The sequence below is a fragment of the Lysobacter arenosi genome, from assembly GCF_016613475.2.
GTDB classification, from domain to species: Bacteria; Pseudomonadota; Gammaproteobacteria; order Xanthomonadales; family Xanthomonadaceae; genus Lysobacter_J; species Lysobacter_J arenosi.
Genome location: NZ_CP071517.1, coordinates 3,640,961 through 3,660,053 on the forward strand (window position 1 = coordinate 3,640,961; position 19,093 = coordinate 3,660,053).

At 68.2% G+C, this 19,093-nt stretch carries 16 protein-coding genes; 11 read left to right on the forward strand and 5 right to left on the reverse strand.

Going from position 1 to position 19,093, the window contains the following annotated elements; all coding sequences use genetic code 11:
• Positions 1-77: 77 nt before the first annotated feature.
• From HIV01_RS16735 to glnE, 3 genes are all read left to right on the forward strand, one after another.
• The gene (locus tag HIV01_RS16735) at positions 78-686 is read left to right on the forward strand and encodes a DUF6445 family protein (RefSeq protein WP_200608710.1); all 609 of its coding nucleotides are present in this window, start codon (positions 78-80) and stop codon (positions 684-686) included.
• A gap of 334 nt (positions 687-1,020) precedes the next feature.
• Positions 1,021-3,579 carry a S8 family serine peptidase gene (locus HIV01_RS18230; protein ID WP_207527018.1) on the forward strand — a complete coding sequence of 853 codons (2,559 nt, stop codon included), beginning with the start codon at positions 1,021-1,023 and terminating at the stop codon, positions 3,577-3,579.
• 325 nt (positions 3,580-3,904) lie between these two features.
• Entirely contained in the window at positions 3,905-6,718 is a 2,814-nt protein-coding gene (gene glnE / locus HIV01_RS16745) for a bifunctional [glutamate--ammonia ligase]-adenylyl-L-tyrosine phosphorylase/[glutamate--ammonia-ligase] adenylyltransferase (protein WP_486624456.1), read from the forward strand.
• Positions 6,719-6,728: 10 nt separating this feature from the next.
• Here the strand turns inward: glnE and HIV01_RS16750 are convergent, their stop codons facing one another.
• Positions 6,729-7,685, reverse strand: a complete 957-nt coding sequence (locus HIV01_RS16750; RefSeq protein WP_245156855.1) for a mitochondrial fission ELM1 family protein — start codon at positions 7,683-7,685, stop codon at positions 6,729-6,731.
• 133 nt (positions 7,686-7,818) lie between these two features.
• Here HIV01_RS16750 and HIV01_RS16755 point away from each other — a divergent pair, with 133 nt between their 5' ends.
• The 6 genes from HIV01_RS16755 to HIV01_RS16780 all read left to right on the forward strand — a co-directional run bounded on the left by HIV01_RS16755 (position 7,819) and on the right by HIV01_RS16780 (position 12,491).
• Positions 7,819-8,421, forward strand: a complete 603-nt coding sequence (locus HIV01_RS16755; protein WP_200608704.1) for a malonic semialdehyde reductase — start codon at positions 7,819-7,821, stop codon at positions 8,419-8,421.
• A gap of 38 nt (positions 8,422-8,459) precedes the next feature.
• On the forward strand, positions 8,460-9,050 hold the full coding sequence (locus HIV01_RS16760) for a YceI family protein (protein ID WP_200608702.1): 591 nt from the start codon (positions 8,460-8,462) through the stop codon (positions 9,048-9,050).
• 10 nt (positions 9,051-9,060) lie between these two features.
• Positions 9,061-9,768 carry a pirin family protein gene (locus HIV01_RS16765; protein WP_200608700.1) on the forward strand — a complete coding sequence of 236 codons (708 nt, stop codon included), beginning with the start codon at positions 9,061-9,063 and terminating at the stop codon, positions 9,766-9,768.
• A gap of 75 nt (positions 9,769-9,843) precedes the next feature.
• On the forward strand, positions 9,844-10,041 hold the full coding sequence (locus HIV01_RS16770; protein ID WP_200608698.1) for a zinc-finger domain-containing protein: 198 nt from the start codon (positions 9,844-9,846) through the stop codon (positions 10,039-10,041).
• A gap of 34 nt (positions 10,042-10,075) precedes the next feature.
• On the forward strand, positions 10,076-11,203 hold the full coding sequence (locus tag HIV01_RS16775) for a glycosyltransferase (protein WP_200608696.1): 1,128 nt from the start codon (positions 10,076-10,078) through the stop codon (positions 11,201-11,203).
• Positions 11,184-12,491, forward strand: a complete 1,308-nt coding sequence (locus HIV01_RS16780) for an O-antigen ligase family protein (RefSeq protein ID WP_200608694.1) — start codon at positions 11,184-11,186, stop codon at positions 12,489-12,491. Before HIV01_RS16775 ends, HIV01_RS16780 begins: the two co-directional genes overlap by 20 nt.
• 12 nt (positions 12,492-12,503) lie before the next feature.
• Here the strand turns inward: HIV01_RS16780 and lpxL are convergent, their stop codons facing one another.
• On the reverse strand, positions 12,504-13,439 hold the full coding sequence (gene lpxL, locus HIV01_RS16785) for an LpxL/LpxP family Kdo(2)-lipid IV(A) lauroyl/palmitoleoyl acyltransferase (RefSeq protein WP_200608692.1): 936 nt from the start codon (positions 13,437-13,439) through the stop codon (positions 12,504-12,506).
• A gap of 78 nt (positions 13,440-13,517) precedes the next feature.
• On the opposite strand from lpxL, the gene waaA reads away from it, so the two are divergent.
• Positions 13,518-14,813 (forward strand): lipid IV(A) 3-deoxy-D-manno-octulosonic acid transferase, encoded by a 1,296-nt coding sequence (gene waaA, locus HIV01_RS16790; protein WP_200608690.1) that lies wholly within the window; start codon positions 13,518-13,520, stop codon positions 14,811-14,813.
• A gap of 61 nt (positions 14,814-14,874) precedes the next feature.
• Here the strand turns inward: waaA and HIV01_RS16795 are convergent, their stop codons facing one another.
• The 3 genes from HIV01_RS16795 to HIV01_RS16805 all read right to left on the reverse strand — a co-directional run bounded on the left by HIV01_RS16795 (position 14,875) and on the right by HIV01_RS16805 (position 17,902).
• Positions 14,875-16,299 (reverse strand): TolC family outer membrane protein, encoded by a 1,425-nt coding sequence (locus HIV01_RS16795; RefSeq protein WP_200608688.1) that lies wholly within the window; start codon positions 16,297-16,299, stop codon positions 14,875-14,877.
• A 69-nt stretch (positions 16,300-16,368) separates the two neighbouring features.
• On the reverse strand, positions 16,369-17,016 hold the full coding sequence (locus HIV01_RS16800; protein WP_245156856.1) for a protein-L-isoaspartate O-methyltransferase family protein: 648 nt from the start codon (positions 17,014-17,016) through the stop codon (positions 16,369-16,371).
• Between the two features lie 202 nt (positions 17,017-17,218).
• A complete protein-coding gene (locus tag HIV01_RS16805) occupies positions 17,219-17,902 on the reverse strand; it encodes a TetR/AcrR family transcriptional regulator (protein ID WP_200608684.1) in 684 nt (227 codons plus the stop codon).
• Positions 17,903-18,024: 122 nt separating this feature from the next.
• On the opposite strand from HIV01_RS16805, the gene HIV01_RS16810 reads away from it, so the two are divergent.
• Entirely contained in the window at positions 18,025-19,092 is a 1,068-nt protein-coding gene (locus HIV01_RS16810) for an efflux RND transporter periplasmic adaptor subunit (RefSeq protein WP_200609278.1), read from the forward strand.
• Position 19,093: the final 1 nt, after the last annotated feature.

A 19,093-nucleotide genomic window follows, 5' to 3' on the forward strand; every position in this document is an offset into this window, starting at 1 on the left:
CTGCAATACAAGGAGCCCCGCAGGAATGCGGGGCTTTTTTTTTGCGGCCGCCACCCGCGCCGGCTAAGCTCGCGCGCATGCCGACCTCCCTGATCATCGTTGACGACTTCCTCAGCCCACGCGATGCACTGCAGTTGCGTGAGGTCGGGCTGAAACTGACCTATCCCGAACAGAAGGGCGCGTTTCCCGGGCGCAACTCGCTCGAGCGCATCGAGATCGACGGCCTGGAGCACGGAGTGTCCAACCTCGTCGGCGAACGCGTGCGGCCGATCTCGCCGCTGCAGTCGCATGCAAAGTTCCGCATGACGCTGGCCGCGGACATAGGCCGCGCGAAAGTGCACATCGACCAGGCCTACTGGTCCGGCATCCTCTACCTGAGCCGTCCGGAGGATTGCGTCGGCGGCACGGAGTTCTTCCGCCACCGCCCGACCCACACCGACCGCGCGCCACTCGACGACAACGAGATGCGTGCGATGGGTTTCGCGTCGATGGAGCAGATGCACCGCGAGATCATCGAACGCGACAGCACCGACGAGTCGAAGTGGGAGCTCACCATGCAGGCGCCGATGCGCTTCAACCGGCTGGTGCTGTTGCGGCCGTGGTTGTGGCACACGGCAGGACCCGCATTCGGCGATCGTCTCGAGAATGGCCGACTGGTCTACCTGATGTTCTTCGCCGCGGCGTAGTCGCGCACGCGAAGCATTCGTCACCGGCAATTTCCATGCCACTTGCCGCGCCCATTCATTGGCCGACGGGCATCCGTAAGCGCGTTTGACTCCTTGCGCTATCGCTCGAGCCCCGGGCACGGCGTGAAGCCATTGTGAAATTCCGACGCAGTCATCTTGGCTGTGTCGGGAGCGCCAATTCTTGTTGCATTGCCGCGCGCGGAGACGGCCTTTTTCAGGCAACAATGGCACCACAGGGGGCTGTTCCATTTTGCGTCATCACCTATTTAGAAGAAGGGGATTCGCAGTGAAGAAGCCATCCGTACTTGTCGTTACGGCGCTTGCGAGCGCCTGCATGGTCGCGCTCGCAGCACCGGGTGCCGCCTTGCTTAACCAGGTTTTCCCCGACGAGCCCCTTGCCGAGCCCGAAGCCGGACCGCCGAAGGATGAAACCCCGCAACGCTGGTTCGTCGAACTCAGCGCCTCGCCCACCTCCGATGGTGGCTCCGAAGCATCCGTCCAGGCCGAGAAGAAAGCCTTCCGTGATGGCGCACGTGCCGCGCGGATCAACTACCGCGAGAACTTCGCCTACAGCGATCTGTTCAACGGCCTGTCGATCACCGTAACGCGCAGCCAGCTGAGCACGGTCGCTCGCCTGCCGGGCGTCAAGGCGATCTGGCCGGTCGAAGTGATGCAGATGCCAGACCCGATCGCCAACCCGCAGCCCGACCTCTACACCGCGCTGTCGATGACCGGCGCCGACATCGCGCAGAACGAACTCGGGCTCGACGGTCGCGGCATCCGCGTGGCAGTGATGGATACCGGCCTGGACATCGACCACCCCGATTTCGGCGGCAACGGCACGAACCACAGCACCGCGTTCCCGACCGCGCGCGTGATCAGGGGCTGGGACTTCGTCGGCGATGCCTTCAATGCCGACCCCGCTTCGCCCTCGTACAACCCGGTCGCCACGCCTGACAACAACCCCGACGACTGCAACGGCCATGGCACGCACGTGGCGGGCATCATCGGCGCCAACGGCGTGGTCAAGGGCGTCGCGCCCAAGGTGAAGTTCGGTGCCTATCGCGTCTTCGGCTGCGAAGGCTCGACCACCGCCGACATCATGATCGCGGCGATGGAGCGCGCCCACCATGACGGCATGGACGTGCTCAACATGAGCATCGGCTCGACCTACCAGTGGCCGGAGTATCCGACCGCGAAGGCCGCCTCGCGCCTGGTCAACAAGGGGATAGTGGTAGTGGCTTCGGCTGGCAACAGCGGCGCCACCGGCATGTACTCCACCGGCGCCCCCAGCACCGGCGAGAAGGTCATCTCGGTTGCATCGTTCGACAACATCGCCGCGCGCCAGCGCTATTTCACGGCTTCGCCCGATGCGCTGAAGGTCGGCTTCAACCAGGCAACCGGTTCGCCGCTGGCACCCTCGTCGGGCAGCGCACCGCTGGGCCGTGTCGGCACGGCGACAACGACAGATGCCGCCTGCGCCGCGTTGCCGGCCGGCAGCCTCACTGGCCAAGTCGCGCTGATCCGTCGCGGTACCTGCTCGTTCTACATCAAGGCGATCAATGCGCAGAACGCCGGTGCGGTCGGCGCGGTGCTGTACGACAACGTCGTCGCCGCCCCGCTCAACCCGACTGTCGCCGGCACGCCGTCGGTGAACATCCCGGTGGTGGGCACGACCAAGGCGTTCGGCGATGTGCTCGATGGCCGGCTGGCGAATGGTCCGGTCGAACTGACCTGGACCGGCGCAACCGACTCGTTCCCGAACGCGGTCGGCGGCTACATTTCAGCGTTCAGTGCCTATGGCCTGTCGCCGGACCTGACGCTCAAGCCTGACATCGGTGCACCGGGCGGTGCGATCTACTCGACCTATCCGCTCGAGAGCGGTGGCTACGCAACGATCAGCGGCACCTCGATGGCATCGCCGCATGTGGCAGGCGCCGCGGCGCTGTTGCTGCAGTCGGCGCCGAACACCAATGCCAGGAACGTGGCGGCCATCCTGCAGAACTCCGCCGTGCCCAAGAACTGGTCACTCGGCCCGGCCACGGGCTTGCTCGACCATGTGCATCGTCAAGGCGCGGGCATGCTGCGCATCGACGACGCCGTGACGGCCGCGGTCCGGATCAACCCGGGCAAGCTGTCGCTGGGCGAGGGAACCAGTGGTCCTACCACGCACGCGATCACGCTGAAGAACACCGGCAAGACCGCCGTGACCTACACGTTGTCCTACGTCAACGCGATCACCACCGGTCCCAACACCTTCACGCCCACGTTCTTCGTGGGTTCGGCCGGCGTGACCTTCTACTCGCCCACCGTGACGGTGCAGAAGAAGCAGAGCGTGACCATCCCGGTGACCATCACGCCTGCGGCCGACCAGCCGGGTGGCCAGTACGGCGGCTACGTGGTGTTCACGCCAAACGATGGCAGCCCGGTGCTGCGCGTGCCCTACGCCGGCTACATCGGTGATTACCAGCTGCGGCAGGTGCTTGTGCCGACGCCGAATGGATTCCCGTGGCTGGCGAAGTTGAACGCTGGCGTCTTCACCAACCAGCCGGCAGGTGCGACGTACTCGATGGTCGGCGACGACATCCCGTTCTTCCTCGTCCACCAGGACCACCAGGCCCGCGAGCTGCGGCTGGATGTCTACGAGGCCGGTTCGGGCAAGCTCTGGTACACCGCGTACAAGGAAGAGTTCCTGGGCCGCAACCAGGCGGCGACGAGCTTCTTCGCCTATTCGTGGGACGGCATCACCACGAAGAACAGGAACAAGCAGCTGGTCGTGCCCAACGGCAGCTACATCCTGAGGCTGTACGTACTCAAGGCGCTGGGTGATGAAAACAACCCGAACCATTGGGAGCAGTGGCAGTCGCCGGTGGTGACCATCGCGCGTCCCTGACCGGTAGACGAAATGAGGTGAGCCAGACCCCGCCGAAAGGCGGGGTCTGTGTTTTTGTGCGCTCTGCGCACGCAAGCATCCTCAAATCCCTATTCAGCGAAGGTCTTTTCCACAGCTTCCTAAACCCGCGAGTTCTTTTTTGCAGTGCAGCGTGCAAGCCCCTAACGGTTCCTTCACGATCGGCCCCGCATCCCGACGTGGGGGAGGGAGCAGGCCCGCAACCGGTTCGACCGGGGCGGGCTTTTTTATTGCCCGGCCTTTCTTGCCGCGCCTTCTGACCGCCATGGGGCGCTGCTCCAGGCTGCAATGACGCACATGCCATCATCTGCCGATGGACGATGTCGAACCTTTCATTTCGCGCGCACTCGCGCGCCTGCGCGCCGCGGCACCCGAGGCCTGGCACGCCGCTCCGGCCCTTGATGCCCATCTGATCGCGTTGGCGCGCGCCAGCGACTTCGCTGTCGAGACCCTGCTGCGCCGGCCGGAACTGCTGCTGCGGCTGGCCGCCGACGTCGATGCGCCAAGTGAACCCGTGCCCGACCTGCAAGCCGGCCACAGCGAACAATGGCCCGCCCTGCTGCGGCGCTATCGGGCGTCCGAATCGACCCGCCTGGTCTGGCGCGATGTGCTCGGACTGGACGACGTCGACCAGACGCTTGCCGGCAGCACGCGCCTTGCAGAGCAATGCCTGCAACTGGGCCTGGCCGCACTGGAGCAGCAGTTCGCGCAGCGCCATGGCGTGGTGCGCGATCGCGAGGGCAACCCGCAGCGACTGGTGGTGTTCGGCCTGGGCAAGCTTGGCGGCGAAGAACTCAACTTCAGCTCCGACGTCGACCTGGTCTATGCCTACGAACACGACGGCGAGTCCGATGGGACGCGCCCGCTCGATGCCGAGCATTACTTCGCCCGCCTCGGCCAGCAGCTGGCAAAACTGCTCGACGAGCTGACGGTCGATGGCTTCTGCCATCGCGTCGACCTGCGCCTGCGCCCCTACGGCAACGCCGGCCGGGTGGCCTGGTCATTCACCGCGATGGAGCAGTACTTCCAGCGCGAAGGCCGCGACTGGGAACGCTATGCCTGGCAGAAGGCGCGGCCGGTGGCCGGCGACTTCGAGGCGGGCGAGCGCTTTCTCGATGGCCTGCGGCCCTTCGTCTACCGCCGTTATCTCGACTTCGGCGCGCTCGATGGCTTGCGCGCGATGAAGGCTGCCATCAGTGCCGAAGTCGCGCGCAAGGAACTGGCCGACGACATCAAGCGCGGTCCTGGTGGCATCCGCGAGATCGAGTTCCTGGTGCAGGCGCTGCAGCTGATCTATGGCGGCCGGGAACCGGCCCTGCGTGGCCGCCGCCTGCTGCCGGCGTTGCAGGCGCTGGTGGAGGCGCGCCAGGTCAGCGAAGAGGCCGCGGCCTTGCTGGCCCAGGCCTACCGGTACCTGCGCCAGCTGGAAAACCGCCTGCAGATGCTGCGTGACGCCCAGACCCATGCGCTGCCCGAGGCGCCGGAAGACCGTGCGCGCATCGCGACCGCATTGGCCTACGCCGACTGGGACACGCTGCGTGATTCGCTGGATGTGCAGCGCGGTCGCGTCACCGCCGAGTTCGAGGCCCTGCTCGCGCCACGTCGCCGCCGCAATGCCCCCGATGCGCTGACCGCCTACTGGCGCGCGCTGCCCGACAGCGGCGACAGCGCCGTGCTTGCCGACGCGGGCTTCATCGAGGCCGGCAATGCCGATGCGGTGCTGCGCGATTTCGCCCGCAGCCCCGGCGTGCGCGGACTGTCCGACAGTGCCCGCGCCCGTCTCGATCGCGTGCTGCCGGCACTGCTGCAGGCCGCGGCGGCGTCGAGCGAACCGATGCTCGCACTGAAACGACTGCTGTCATTGCTGCATAACGTCCTGCGCCGCAGCGCCTACCTCGCGCTGCTCGACGAGCAGCCGGCCGCGCTGGCGCGGCTGGTGGAAGTGGTCAGCCGCAGTGCCCTGCTGGCAGAACGCCTGGCCGCGTATCCGCTGCTGCTCGACGAGCTGCTCGACGCCCGCGTGGCCGGTCCGTTGCCGGGACGCGAGGCATTGCACGCCGCCTGCTTCGCTGTCGCCCAGGGCGATGACGACGATGCCGAGGCAGTGCTGCAATCCCTCAACGAAGTGCGCCAGGCATTGAGCTTCCGCATCGCGATGGCGCTGCGCGACGGCCGCCAGAGCGCGGCCGAAAGCGCCCGCCAGCTGGCATGGCTGGCCGATGGCGTGGTGATGCGCGTGTTGCACCTGGCCGACCACGAAGTCGCCAGTGCGCACGGTCGCATCGCCGGCGCGCGCTTCGCCGTGCTTGGTTATGGCAGCCTGGGCGGTGAAGAGCTGGGCTTTGGCTCCGACCTCGACCTGGTGTTCCTGTACGACGCGCCGGGCGGCGAAAGCACGCATTCGGACGGCGCGCGGCCGCTGGAAGCCTCGCGCTGGTTCGCGCGGCTTGCACAGAAGGTGGTCGCCCTGCTCGGCGCGGTCACCGGTGCCGGCCGCCTGTTCGATGTCGACGTGCGCCTGCGACCGGACGGCGCCAAGGGGCTGCTCGTCTCGAGCCTGGCCAGTTACCGCGACTACCAGCGCGAGCGTGCCTGGACCTGGGAGCACCAGGCGCTGGTGCGCGCGCGTTTCGTCGCCGGTGATGAAACGCTTGGCGCGGCCTTCGAAGACGTGCGGGCGCAAACGCTGGCGCGGCCGCGCGATGCCGCCGCGCTGTGCGGCGATGTGGTGGCGATGCGCCGGCGCATGCGCGCCGAGCTCGATCGCAGCGATGCCGCCGCCTTCGACCTCAAGCAGGGCGAGGGCGGACTGGTCGACCTCGAGTTCCTGCTGCAGTACGCGGTATTGGCCGAATCGGTAGAGCACCGCGACTGGCTGCAGCCGCGCAGCACGCCCGAGTTGATCAGGGCGATGGGCGCCGGCGCCTGGTTTGGCGCGGACGAAACCGACGCGCTGCTGCAGGCGCACACGGTCCTGCTGGAAGCCGGCCTGGCATGCACGCTGGACCGTCGCCCGCGACGGTTGCCGGTCAATGACGCGATCGGAGCGTCAAGGCGATCGATCAGCGAAGCAGCGCAGCGTCGTGGCCTGCTCTTCGACGGCGAACCAGCCGCCGTGTAGGACCTCGCTGCTACCAGCGCAGGCGTGCCTGCACCTGCGCAGCAACTCGCGCGGTTTCGCGCAGCGGCGTTACCGGGTAGGGATCGGGTGCCTGGTCCAGCGGACGGACGCGGCCGCGCTCCAGCACACTGGCGAGGAAGCGGCGCGGTCGACCGTCGACGCGCTCCACTCCGGCGACGAACACCGGAGCCCACGTGGCCGCAGCCTCGGAGATCATGTTGACCGAGTCGGCCGTGCAGACGATGCGGTCGGCCCAGCCGAGCAGGCCCGCATAAGGATTGGCGCCGTCCTCCTCGCCGCGCCAGACCACGCCCGGAAGCGCCGACAGACGCTCGCGCAGGTGTTGACGCACGGAGGCCGGAGTACGCCGCGATGCGGTTGCCATCAGGCTTCCGCCTTCGCCGCGCACGATCGCTTCCACCTGCACCAGCACGCTCTCGTACAGGGCATCATCGAAGCGCGCGTGGGCACTCGCGCCACCGAGCAGCAAGGCGGTTCGCGGGCCGGGCAGGGCGGAGAAACTGTCGAAGTCGCGGCGCGCTGCTGCCAGCCACAGGTCGTCGACCGGGTGCAGGCTGCCCAGCAGGGAGATCACGTTGTCGCCACGCAGGCGGTCGTGCTCCGGGGCGATCACCAGATCCCAATGATCGGTGGCGATGCGCGGGTCGAGGATCTGCACCGCGCGTGCGCCGCGCTCGCGCAGCAGGCGCGTGGCCAGCGCCGCCTGGCGGCCGCAGCCGATGGCCAGCCGCGGCGGCGCGGCCCGGGCGAAATCCTCGCCGAAGGCGCGTCCGGCACCGGGCCATCGGCGCGGCGCCAGCCATTGCCATGGCGCCTGCGGCTGCAAGGTCCAGTCCCGGAAAGGCTGCCCCAGCGCGTGGGCCAGCGCGTCGGCCTGGCGACGGTTGCCGGCCTTGGCGTCGCTGAGCGACCACACCGTGGAGCTGTGCGCGATTGCATTGTTCACGCTGGCGGGCCGCTGTTGTTGCACGATTGTGCTTAATCCGTTCTGGAAGCGTCGGGTGTTGCGATTGCGCCAGACTCTACACTTTCATACCTCGGCCGCGGGCAGTCCCGCCGGCTTCCACCTGGAGCACCTGATGTCGCACCCGTCCCACGCCGCCCTGCCTGATGCCGCCCTCGATCAGCTGTTCCGCACCGCCCGCACGCACAACGAGCTTACCGGCGAGGTCAGCGACGAGACCCTGCATCAGCTCTACGAGCTGGCGAAGTGGGGCCCCACCAGCGCCAACATGTCGCCGCTGCGGCTGGTGTTCGTGAAGTCGGCCGAGGCCAAGGCGCGGCTGGCGCCGGCCCTGGACGAGGGCAACTACGCCAAGACCCTGGCCGCGCCTGTCACGGCGATCGTCGGTTTCGACATGGCGTTCTACGAGAAGCTCCCGTACCTGTTCCCGCACACCGATGCGCGCTCCTGGTTCGATGGCCGCCCGGCCCACGACCTGGAGGTCATCGCCCTGCGCAATGGCAGCCTGCAGGGCGCCTATGTGCTGATGGCCGCGCGCGCGCTGGGCCTGGATTGCGGCCCGATGTCGGGCTTCAAGAACGCGCTCGTCGACGAGGCGTTCTTCGCCGGCACCCAGGTCAAGTCCAACTTCCTGATCAACCTCGGCCATGGCGATCCCGCCAAGCTGTTCGCACGTTCACCGCGGCTGTCGTTCGACGAAGCCGCGCAGATCCTCTGAATCCTTTCGTTCGCCCCCTCCACAAGGAGCTCCACCGCATGTTCAAGCGCATTGCACTGGTTGTCGCCCTCGCCGCCGCCAGCACCGTCGCCGTCGCCGCGCCGGTCACCTACAAGATCGACCCCAACCACACCGACGTGGTTGCCAGCTGGAGCCATTTCGGCTACTCCAACCCGATCGCCCACTTCGGCGACGTCGATGGCGTCATCGTCTATGACGCCGACCATGTCGGCGCCTCCAAGGTCGAAGTGACCATCCCGCTGTCGGGCCTGGAAGCCAACGTGCCGGACTTCAACGAGCACCTGCGCAGCGCCGACTTCTTCGACGCCGAGAAGTACCCGACCATCACCTTCAAGAGCACCAAGGTCGAAGCCGCCGGCGACAAGAAGCTGCGCGTGTTCGGTGACCTGACCCTGCACGGCGTGACCAAGGCGGTCGTGCTCGATACGACCATCAACAAGATCGCCGAGCACCCGATCTCCAAGCGCGCCGCGGCCGGCTTCGATGCCACCACCACGATCAAGCGCAGCGACTTCGGCGTCGACAAGTACGCGCCCAACGTCAGCGACGCGGTGACCATCCGCATCACGACCGAAGCCAGCGTCCCCAAGCCGGAAGCCAAGAAGTAAGCTTGCGGCAATGATCATCGAACGCCCATCCAGTGCCCGCGGCCACGTCCAGGCGGGTTGGCTCGACAGCCGCCACACGTTCTCGTTTGGCGGTTACTACGACCCGGCCTGGATGGGCTTCGGACCCTTGCGGGTGATCAACGAAGACCGCGTCGATGGCGGCGCGGGCTTCCCGCCACACCGGCACGCCAACATGGAGATCCTCAGCTACGTGATCTCCGGCGAGCTGGCCCACAAGGACAGCAGCGGCGGCGGTGGCGTGATCGGCGCCGGCGAGCTGCAGTGGATGAGCGCCGGCCACGGCGTCGAGCACAGCGAGTACAACGGCTCGGCAACGGCGTCGGTGCATTTCCTCCAGATCTGGATCCAGCCCTCGCGGCTGAACCATGAACCGGCGTACGCCCAGCGCGCGGCCATCGCCGCCGATGCGCGCGGCTGGACACTGCTGGCCTCCCCGGACGGCCGCGATGGCAGCCTGCCGGTGCGCCAGGACGCGATCGTGCGCGACGTGCGCCTGGATCGCGGCGAGACCGCCGAGCATCCGCTCGATCCGTCGCGGTTGTACTGGATGCAGGTGGTGGTTGGCAGCATCAGCGCCAACGGCCGCCAGCTGCAGGCAGGCGACGCACTGGGTTTCCAGGACGAATCCGGCCCGCTGCGGCTGGAAGGCATCGGCGAAGGCCGCGCCGACGTCCTGCTGTTCGACCTGACGCACTGAGCCAGGCCTCGTCCTGGGGTGGCCGGGCAGCGGCCTGCTAAACTAGCGGTCCCGCGTCGCCACCTGTCCCGTCCCATGACCGCAGCCACCGCCCATCCGACCCAGGCCAACGCCGAGAAGCGCTATGTGGTGCATCGCGGCGACCTGCCGCTGAGCTGCCCGCTGCCGTCGATGGCGCTGTGGAATTCGCACCCGCGCGTCTATCTTCCGGTCGAGGAAGAGGGCGAGGTGCAGTGCCCGTACTGCGGCTCGCATTTCGTCCTGGAAGACTGACGCTTCAGTCCACGCCCATCCGACGGGACGTGCCATGCGTCGACTGACCGTCGTCCAGCTGCTACCGGCGCTGGAATCTGGCGGCGTCGAACGCTCCACGCTCGAGGTCGCGCAGGCGCTGGTCGATGCCGGCCATCGCGCCGTGGTCGTCTCCGCCGGCGGCCGCCTGGTGCCGAGGCTGCAGGCGCTTGGCGCCGAACACATCACCCTCGACATCGGCCGCAAGTCGCTGCTGACCCTGCGCCATGTCCGCACGCTGCGCGCGCTGCTTCTGCGCGAAGGCGCCGACATCGTGCATGCGCGTTCGCGACTGCCGGCCTGGATCGGCGTGCTGGCGCTGCGCGGCATTCCCGCGCCGCAACGTCCGCACCTGGTCACCACCGTCCATGGACTCAATTCGCCATCGCGCTACAGCGCGGTGATGACGCGTGGCGAGCGGGTGATCTGCGTTTCGCAGACGGTGCGCGATTACGTGCTCCGGCATTATTCCGACACTGACGCGGCCAAGCTGCGTGTCATCGAACGAGGCATCGACCCTGCTCAGTTTCCACACGCACCGCTGCCCGACACGGCGGCGCGGGCGTGGGCTGGGTCGCTGCATCCGGCGCTGGGCGGGAGCGGTCCGCTGTTGCTGCTGCCGGGTCGCGGTACGCGATTGAAGGGCCATGCCGACGCGCTCGACCTGCTTGCGCGCCTTCGCGGCGACGGCCTCGATGCGCGGCTGTGGCTGCCCGGTGCGCGCGAAGCCGGCCGCGAGGCCTACATCGCCGAACTCGAGCGCGAGGCGGCCGAGCGTGGCATTGCCGGGGCAGTGGCTTTCACGCAAGCAACCGACGCGATCGCCCGCGCCTACGCCGCCAGCGACCTGGTGCTGCAGCTCTCGCGCAAGCCCGAGTCGTTCGGGCGCACGGTGCTGGAGGCCTTGTCGGTGGGACGGCCGCTGCTGGGCTGGAACCATGGCGGCGTCGGCGAACTGCTGGCGCGCTGGCAGCCCGACGGCGCGGTCGCACCGTTCGACCTGGGTGCGCTGCATCACAGAGCCTACGAACTCCTTACGCATCCAACGGCGCCAACGGCTAGGATTCCCGATTCGCTGCGCGCGATGCAGGAGGCCACGCTTGCCGTCTACGCCGAATTCTCCGATGACCGCCGCCGCCGCTGACACCGGTGGCGCGCCGCGCACGCACGGCTGGCGCTGGGCGCCGGCCTGGATCCTGACCTACGTCGCCCTGTGGCCGGCACCTGGCTATGCCGAGGGCGTGCTGGTGCTGGGCGCGCTGGCGGCGATCATCCACCTGGCCATGTCGCGTTTCCGCGGTGGCACGAAGCTGCTGAGCAATCCGGCCTGGGCGCTGACCAGCGTGCTGTTCTTCGCCTACTGGACGCCGGAGCTGGTGTCGGCGATCGATGCCATCGACCCCGCGCGCGCGCTCCGCGAAGCCGCGGTTGACCTGCGCTACCTGCCGTTCCTGTGGCTGGTCGCGGCGGCCGTGGCCGAGCCGCGTGGTCGCCGCGTCACCTTCACCGGGCTGGCGGTGATCCTGGCGATCTGGACGGTCGATGCGCTGGTGCAGGCGGCCACCGGCAGCAGTCCGCTGTTCTCGGGCATCGATGGCATCAAGCATGCGATCAGTGGCCACGGCATGTGCACGCCGCAGGAACTGGCCAGCGTCGACCGCCTCAGTGGCGTGCTGGGGCCATGCAACCTCAAGCTCGGCCCGGTGCTGGCGAGCCTGTCGCCATTCCTGCTGTTCGCCGGTGGACGCCGCCTGGGCACGATCGGCTGGCTGCTTGCCGCCGCCGCGCTCGGCGTCGTGCTGGTGCTGGCCGGCTCGCGTGCCTCGTGGATCACCTTCGCCGTCGCGCTGGCACTGTCGGGCTGGCGCCTGCTGGGCTGGAAGAAGCTGGCTGCCGTGTTCGTCTTCGGCGCGATCGCCGCCGCCGTGCTGAGCACGACCGTGCCGCAGGTGCGCGAGCGCATCGACCGCACCACGCACGTGCTGACTGCCGATGTCGAAGGCGTCGACAGTGCCCTGTCCGGGCGCGCCCGGATCTGGAGCGCGGCCATGTGCATGGTGCGCGACCATCCGTTCAACGGCGTTGGCGCGCGCGGTTTCCGCGAGGCCTTTCCGCATTGCGATCCGGCGCCGGGGCAGACCGCTGCGTGGGGCGGCGGACCGGCGCTGCATGCACACCAGATCGTGCTCGAGGTGTTGAGCGAGACCGGACTGTTCGGCCTGCTGATGTGGCTGGCCGGCGTCGCCCTGGCCTGGCGCGCGTGGCGCTTCGCCGACGAGCAGGCGCGCGAGCGCGCACGTCCGGCGATGTGGGCGCTGGCGGCGACGGTATTCCCGCTCAACACCCACCTGGCGTTCTACTCGACGTTCTGGGGTGGGCTGACGCTGTTGCTGGCGGCCTTGTATGCCGGCAGCCTGCTGGCGCGCGAGTAGCGGCCGTTCCTTTCAGTCGCGGCGGGCGTAAGGCGAGGTCATGCCCGGGGGGCGCCGCTTGAAGCGGCGATGGATCCACAGGTACTGGCTGGGTGCTTCGCGCACCATCGCCTCGATCGCGGCATTGACACGGGTGCTGTCGTCGGTGGCGTCGGCAGACGGAAAGTCGGCCAGTGGCGCACCGATGCGCAGCACGTAGTCGCCGCCTTCGCGGCGGTGGAAGAACGGCACGACCGCGCTGCCGCTCAGGCGCGCGAACTGGTGTGTGGCGGTGATCGTGGCAGCGGCGACGCCGAAGAACGGCGCGAACACCGTGTCCTTGCCGCGCATGTCCTGGTCCGGCGCGTACCACAGGAACCCGCCCTGCTTGAGGTGGCGGATTGCCGGGCGCACTTCCTCGTTGGTGAACATCGCCTTGGCATAGCGCAGGCGGCCACGCTTCACCGCCCACTCCATCACCGGACTGCGGTGGCGGCGGTACATGCCGGTCAGCGGCAGGTGGTCGCACATCAGCCGGCCGCACATCTCCAGGGTCATGAAATGGCCCGAGACCATCAGCACGCCGCGCCCCTGGGCGCGAATGTCGTCGAGCAGCTCCAGGCCCTCGAAGCGCACCGTGCGTCGCATCGGCGTGACCGAACCCCACCAGGCGCGCGCGAACTCGAACAGGCCGATGCCCAGGTCGCGGAAGCTTTCGCGCAGCAGGACCTCGCGCTCTTCCGGTGACTTCTCCGGGAAGCACAGCGCCAGGTTGATCCGCGCCGCGCGGCGACGGTCGGCGGCCACCAGCAGGGCCAGTGCACCGATGCCACGACCCAGCCAGCGCTGCAGCACCCACGGAAAGCGGGCGCCCAGGCACATCACGCCCAGCGCCAGCCACATCGGCCAGTGACGCGGACCGAGCGGCGGGGAGGGCGGCGAAGTGGGGGATTCGATTGCCTTGGCCATTGGGTGGATTCTAGGCAACCCGACGCGATTGGTCTCCCACTCTCCTTTCCCTCATGCACGTTGGTTATCCTAGTCGCGATGTCGACAGACCCTATCGAGCGCCTGATGCGTGGCCTGTACTCGGTCGCGCTATACCTTTTGGCGCCGATCACCGTTTATCACCTGATATGGCGCGGACTGCGCCAGCCGTCGTATTTCCTGCGCTGGCAGGAGCGGTACGCCTTCTATGCCGAGCGCCCGGAGCCGCCCACGCTGTGGCTGCACGCGGTGTCGGTGGGCGAGGTCAATGCCGCGGTGCCGCTGGTCAATGCGCTGCGCCGTACCCGGCCCGACCTGCGCCTGCTGGTCACCACCATCACGCCGACCGGATCGGAGCGGGTGCAATCGCTGTGGGGCAAGAGCGTTTCCCACGTCTACCTGCCCTATGACCTGCCGGGCGCGGTCGGGCGCTTCCTGGCCAACTACCGGCCGCACGCGGCGCTGATCATGGAAACCGAGCTGTGGCCGAACCTGCTGTTCGGTTGCCGCGACCATGGCATCCCCGCAGTGATCCTCAATGCCCGCCTGTCGGAGCGTTCGCTGCGCGGGTATCGCGTGCTGGCGCCGCTGGTGGCGCGCGCGCTGCGCACGGTGCGCACCGTGGCCGCGCAGTCGCATGCCGACGGCGAGCGCTTCGTCCGCCTGGGTGCGCGCGCCGAGCAGGTGGTCGAAGTCGGCAACCTCAAGTTCGACGTGACCGTGCCGGAGAATCTGGCCGAGTTCGCGGCGCAGTGTCGCCGCCACGCGGGCGCGCGACCGGTCTGGATCGCGGCCAGCACGCACGAGGACGAGGAGATGGCGGTCATCGCCATACACCGTCGCCTGCGCGCGATCTTCCCCGACTTGCTGCTGCTGTGGGCGCCTCGCCATCCCGAGCGTTTCCGCATGGTCGCCGACACGGCGCGCACGGCCGGCTGGCAGGTGTCGACGCGTTCGCGCACGCAATGGCCGCAGCCGGACGATGCGGTGTTCGTGATCGACACGCTGGGTGAGTTGATGAGTTTCTATGCCTGCGCCGATGTCGCCTTCGTCGGCGGCAGCCTGCAGGCGATCGGTGGCCACAACCTGCTCGAGCCGGCGGCGACCGGTACCGCCATCGTCACCGGTCCGCACCTGCACAACTTCGTCGAGATCGCGCAGCGCCTGCAGGATGCCGGTGCGGTGCGCGTCGTCGACGATGCCGAGGCGGTGCGCGAGGCGCTGGAGGAACTGCTGGCCGATCCGCAGGCACGTGAGCGCATGGCGGCGGCTGGTCGGGCCCTGGTCGAGACCGGCCGCGGTGCGCTGGCGAGGACGATGGCGCTGCTGCAGCCGCTGTTGCCGCCGGCGCCCTGATCGAAGCAAAAAAAAACCGCCGGGAGCTCCGGCGGTTTTTTGTGCTGCGACCGTTGCCGGCTCAGCCCTGGACGTCACCCGGTGCCACGTACGACTCGGTGTCGAGCGTGAGCAGGCGGTTGATGTCCTGGACGTCGGCGATGTCGAGCGTGCCGGCGGCCTGTTCGAGCAGCAGGCGGTTCTGCAGGTGGTTGTAGCGGGCGCGGGCGTATTCGAGCTGGGCGCGGAAGAGGTTGTTCTGGTTCTGCAACACGTCCAGCACCGTGCGGGTACCGACTTCCAGGCCGACCTGCGACGCGTCGTATGCGCTCTTGGCCGAAACCAGCGCCAGGCGGCGGGCTTCGACTTCGCTGACGCTGGCGACCAGGGTCTGGTAGGCGTTGCGCGTATTGCGGATCAGCGCGCGCTTCTGCGACTCGAGCTCGTCGCTGGCGACGTCGCGGCGGGCCAGCGCCTGGCGCACGCCCGACTGCACCGCGCCGCCGGAGAAGATCGGCACCGACAGCGTCACGCCCACGGCCGGGCCATACGAACGGTTGTCGATGTCGCGGGTGATGCCCAGGTCGTGCAGGGTGTTGTCGCCCCAGCCGGTGGAATCGCCGTAGCTGCCGTTGAGGTACAGGCGCGGCCAGTGGCCGGCGCGTGCGGTCTCGACGTCGGCCTCGGTCGACTGCACCTGCAAGTCCTTGGCACGCAGCGCCGGGTTGTTCTCGATGGCCGTTGCCACCCAGCCTTCGGCGTCGCGCGATTCCGGCAGCACCGGCTGGAAGTCCTTCGGCAGGCCCTTGACCCCGCGCACGTCCTTGCCGGTCAGCTCGGTCAGGCCCTGGTAGGCATCCTCGAGCACGTTGCGGGCCAGGATCGTGTTGGCGCGCGCGCTGTCGTACTGGGCGCGGGCTTCGTGCACGTCGGTGATCGGTGCCAGGCCGACTTCCAGGCGCTTGGAGGCGTAGTCGAACTGCTTCTTCAGCGCGGTCTCGGCTGCTTCGGCAGCAACCAGCGACTCCAGTGCGATCAGCACGTTGAAGTAGGCCGCCGAGGTGCGCGTGATCAGGTCGTTGCCGGCTGCCGCGAGCTGGAAGTCGCTGGCTTCGCTCAGCGCCTTCTGGCTCTTGTGGCGGGTGAAGTTGCCGCGGTCGTAGATCATCTGGCTCAGCCGGACCTCGCTGCTGCGCGTGGTCGTGTCGATCTGGCTGTTGCCGCCGCTGATGGAGCCGTCAGAGCCGACCGCGAGGTTGCCGCGGTTGTGGTTTTCCGAGCGGTTGATCGAGGCGCTGCCGTCGATCTGCGGCAGCATCGCCGCGCGGGTCTGCACCGCGCCTTCCTTGACGGCAAGGCGGCTGGATTCGGAGGCGGACAGTTGCGGGTCGCTGTCGCGCGCCAGCTCGTAGGTCTGCAACAGGTCTTCGGCGGAGGCCGTGGCCGGCATCAGGGCCGACAGGCCCATGGCAGTGGCGAGGGCGATTACGAGCGGGCGGCGGATCATGCGATGTCCTTGTCCGTGTAGCGTTCTAGTTGAACCGTCCGCATAGGCCATGCAGACGTGTGAGGGTCGTCAGAACTTGAATGCCGGGGCGGGGGCCGCACCGGCGAGGTAGGGCAGATCGGTTTCGAACAACGATTGGATGCGCGAAGCGTTGACATCGTTGCGCAGCAGCACCGCTTCCATCACCGGCGAGCGGCCGCGCACGACGAACAGTCGGCCGTCCGGCTGCAGCCAGTCGATGAAGCGCTGCGGGATGACATCCACCGCACCGGTGACGCAGATCGCGCTGAAGCGGCGGTCCGGCGTCCAGGTCATGGCATCGGCGGTGATGACCTGGGCGTTGTCGACGCCCTGTCGGGCCAGCACGGCGCTGGCGCCGTCGGCGAGGTCGGCATGGCGTTCGATGCTGACGACTTCGCGTGCAAGGCGACCCATGCAGGCAGTCAGGAAGCCGCTGCCGGTGCCGATCTCGAGCACGTCGTCACCCGGGTCCAGGGCCAGCGCCTGCAGGGTGCGGCCTTCGACCACGGGCTTCATCATCGACTCGCCATGGGCCAGCGGCAGCGCCAGGTCGGCATAGGCCAGGCGGCTGTGCTCGGCGGGCACGAAGGCCTCGCGCGGCAGCGTCGCCAGCACGTCGAGCACGCGCGGATCGAGCACGTCCCAGGGACGTACCTGCTGCTCGACCATCAGTTCGCGTGCCTTGATGTAATCCATGGGGTTCATCGGGGGGAAATCTCGCGCGGAAGACCGCGAATTGTACCGGTAATGACCCACCGGGCCGGTGCTGGCGCGGCGCACAGGATGGCCGAGCGGCGAGGTTTGGACTGAGTGCCGGAAGTAATCAAGACCAGTCACCCTCCCGTCGTCAACGGCCAGATCTGGACAGATCAAGCATGCAAGATGCTCGCATCGGCAATCAACGTGACGCCCGTACCGCAGGGGCCGGCACCGCCTCGCGCACCGCGTAGGCACGCAGGAACAGATCGACCGATGCGGCAAGGTGCGCTTCGATTTCCTCCTCCGTCGGCGCCGGGCCGCCGAACACCAGGCAGGCGTGTGGCTCGCCCTTGAGCAGGGCGAAGAACTGTCCGGCCGCGCGCGGCACATCGGCGATATCGAGTTCGCCGGCGCCGATCCGGCGCTCGAGCAGGGTGGCGAAATCGCCCTGCACCCGCATCGGGCCGGCTTCCCAGAACAGCTTGGGCAGGGCCGAGTGGGCGACCTGCGGGGTGCACAGCATGCGATGGCCGGCGACCGCTTCGGGCGAGCTGATCATGGCGTAGAAGGCGCGGGCGATCGTCGCCAGGCGCTCGCGCAACGGCGTCGCCGGGGACGGCTCGAACAACGATGACGGCAGCGACTGCTCGCAATGCGCCTCGATGGCGGCCGCGAACAGCGCGTCCTTGTCGCCGAAATGGCTGTAGACGGTGAGCTTGGAGACCCCGGCTTCGGCGGCGATCTGGTCCATGCTGGAGCCGTCGTAGCCGAGCTGAGTAAACATTCTTTTGGCCGCTTCCAATATCGCGGCGCGCTTTCCCAGATCCTTGGGACGTCCCGGTCCGGTGGACTTCGGGGGGCTGGGCTGGCGTGAAACAGTCATGCGGGAATACTAGACTATTGAGTTTGATATTTATACAGTACTGCCAGGTACAATAATTAACCTTGAGGTCACCCGCAATGCGCAGCAGTCCCCCCACCGCTGCCGGACTCGCCCTGGTTGCGATGCTTGGCCTTTCGACCCTGGCCCTGGTGGCGTGCAGCAGTGACGCCAAGCCGGAGGAGGAAGCCCGCCCGGTGCTGGTGACCCACCCGGGTGAATCGACCCAGACCGCCACCGCCTTCGCCGGCGAAGTGCGGGCGCGCGAAGAAAGCCCGCTGTCGTTCCGCGTCGGCGGCAAGCTCATCGAACGCAAGGTCGACGTCGGCGCGCACGTGCGCAAGGGCGATCTGCTGGCGGTGCTCGACCCGGGCGATCTGCAAGCGCAGGCGCGCGCGGCGCAGGCACAGCTGACCGCCGCGCAGGCCGAACTCAATCGCGCCAAGGCCGACCAGGCCCGCTTCGCCCGCCTTGCCAACGACCAGCTGGTCAGCCGCTCGACGCTCGACGCACAGAACGCCGCCACGCAGGCGGCGCAGGAGCAGGTCAACTCGGCCCGCGCCAACCTCGAAGTCGCTCGCAACCAGGCTGCCTATTCGCAACTGCGTGCGCCGGCCGACGGCGTGATCGCAACACGCAGTGCCGAGGCCGGGCAGGTGGTCGCTGCCGGCCAGGCCGTGTTCTCGCTGGCCGCCGACGGCGTGCGCGAAGTCGCCTTCGCCCTGCCCGAGGGCATCGTGTCGGAGATCAAGCCGGGCCAGCCGGTGCTGGTGGAGTCGTGGTCGCAGACCGGCAAGCGCTGGCCGGGCCGCATCCGCGAGATCTCGCCTGCTGCCGATCCCGCTTCTCGCACGTATGCGGCGCGGATCAGCGTCGATGCGCCGGCCGGTGCGCTCGAACTTGGCCAGAGCGCGCGCGTGTACCTGCCGGGCGACGGCCACGGTGGCTTGAGCGTGCCGCTTGCAGCGGTGCAGCGCGGTGCCAATGGCAATGCCGTGTTCGTGGTCGACCCGAAGACGTCGACGCTGAAGTTGCAGCCGGTGCAGACCGGACCGTTCGGCGAGGACCGCGTGCCGATCGTCAGTGGCATTGGCGCGAACGATTGGGTGGTCGCTGCCGGCGGACACCTGCTGCGTGTCGGCCAGAAGGTGCAGCCGGTCGATCGCGACAACCGTCCCGTGACGGCGAACTGAC

Coding starts and splice junctions, on each gene's coding strand:
- waaA (WP_200608690.1), top strand. CDS start 13,518: ATGTCGACAGACCCTATCGAGCGCCTGATGCGTGGCCTGTACTCGGTC.
- HIV01_RS16770 (WP_200608698.1), top strand. CDS start 9,844: ATGACCGCAGCCACCGCCCATCCGACCCAGGCCAACGCCGAGAAGCGC.
- HIV01_RS16800 (WP_245156856.1), bottom strand. CDS start 17,016: ATGGATTACATCAAGGCACGCGAACTGATGGTCGAGCAGCAGGTACGT.
- HIV01_RS16760 (WP_200608702.1), top strand. CDS start 8,460: ATGTTCAAGCGCATTGCACTGGTTGTCGCCCTCGCCGCCGCCAGCACC.
- HIV01_RS16780 (WP_200608694.1), top strand. CDS start 11,184: ATGACCGCCGCCGCCGCTGACACCGGTGGCGCGCCGCGCACGCACGGC.
- HIV01_RS16805 (WP_200608684.1), bottom strand. CDS start 17,902: ATGACTGTTTCACGCCAGCCCAGCCCCCCGAAGTCCACCGGACCGGGA.
- HIV01_RS18230 (WP_207527018.1), top strand. CDS start 1,021: ATGGTCGCGCTCGCAGCACCGGGTGCCGCCTTGCTTAACCAGGTTTTC.
- lpxL (WP_200608692.1), bottom strand. CDS start 13,439: ATGGCCAAGGCAATCGAATCCCCCACTTCGCCGCCCTCCCCGCCGCTC.
- HIV01_RS16775 (WP_200608696.1), top strand. CDS start 10,076: ATGCGTCGACTGACCGTCGTCCAGCTGCTACCGGCGCTGGAATCTGGC.
- HIV01_RS16765 (WP_200608700.1), top strand. CDS start 9,061: ATGATCATCGAACGCCCATCCAGTGCCCGCGGCCACGTCCAGGCGGGT.
- HIV01_RS16810 (WP_200609278.1), top strand. CDS start 18,025: ATGCTTGGCCTTTCGACCCTGGCCCTGGTGGCGTGCAGCAGTGACGCC.
- HIV01_RS16795 (WP_200608688.1), bottom strand. CDS start 16,299: ATGATCCGCCGCCCGCTCGTAATCGCCCTCGCCACTGCCATGGGCCTG.
- HIV01_RS16735 (WP_200608710.1), top strand. CDS start 78: ATGCCGACCTCCCTGATCATCGTTGACGACTTCCTCAGCCCACGCGAT.
- HIV01_RS16755 (WP_200608704.1), top strand. CDS start 7,819: ATGTCGCACCCGTCCCACGCCGCCCTGCCTGATGCCGCCCTCGATCAG.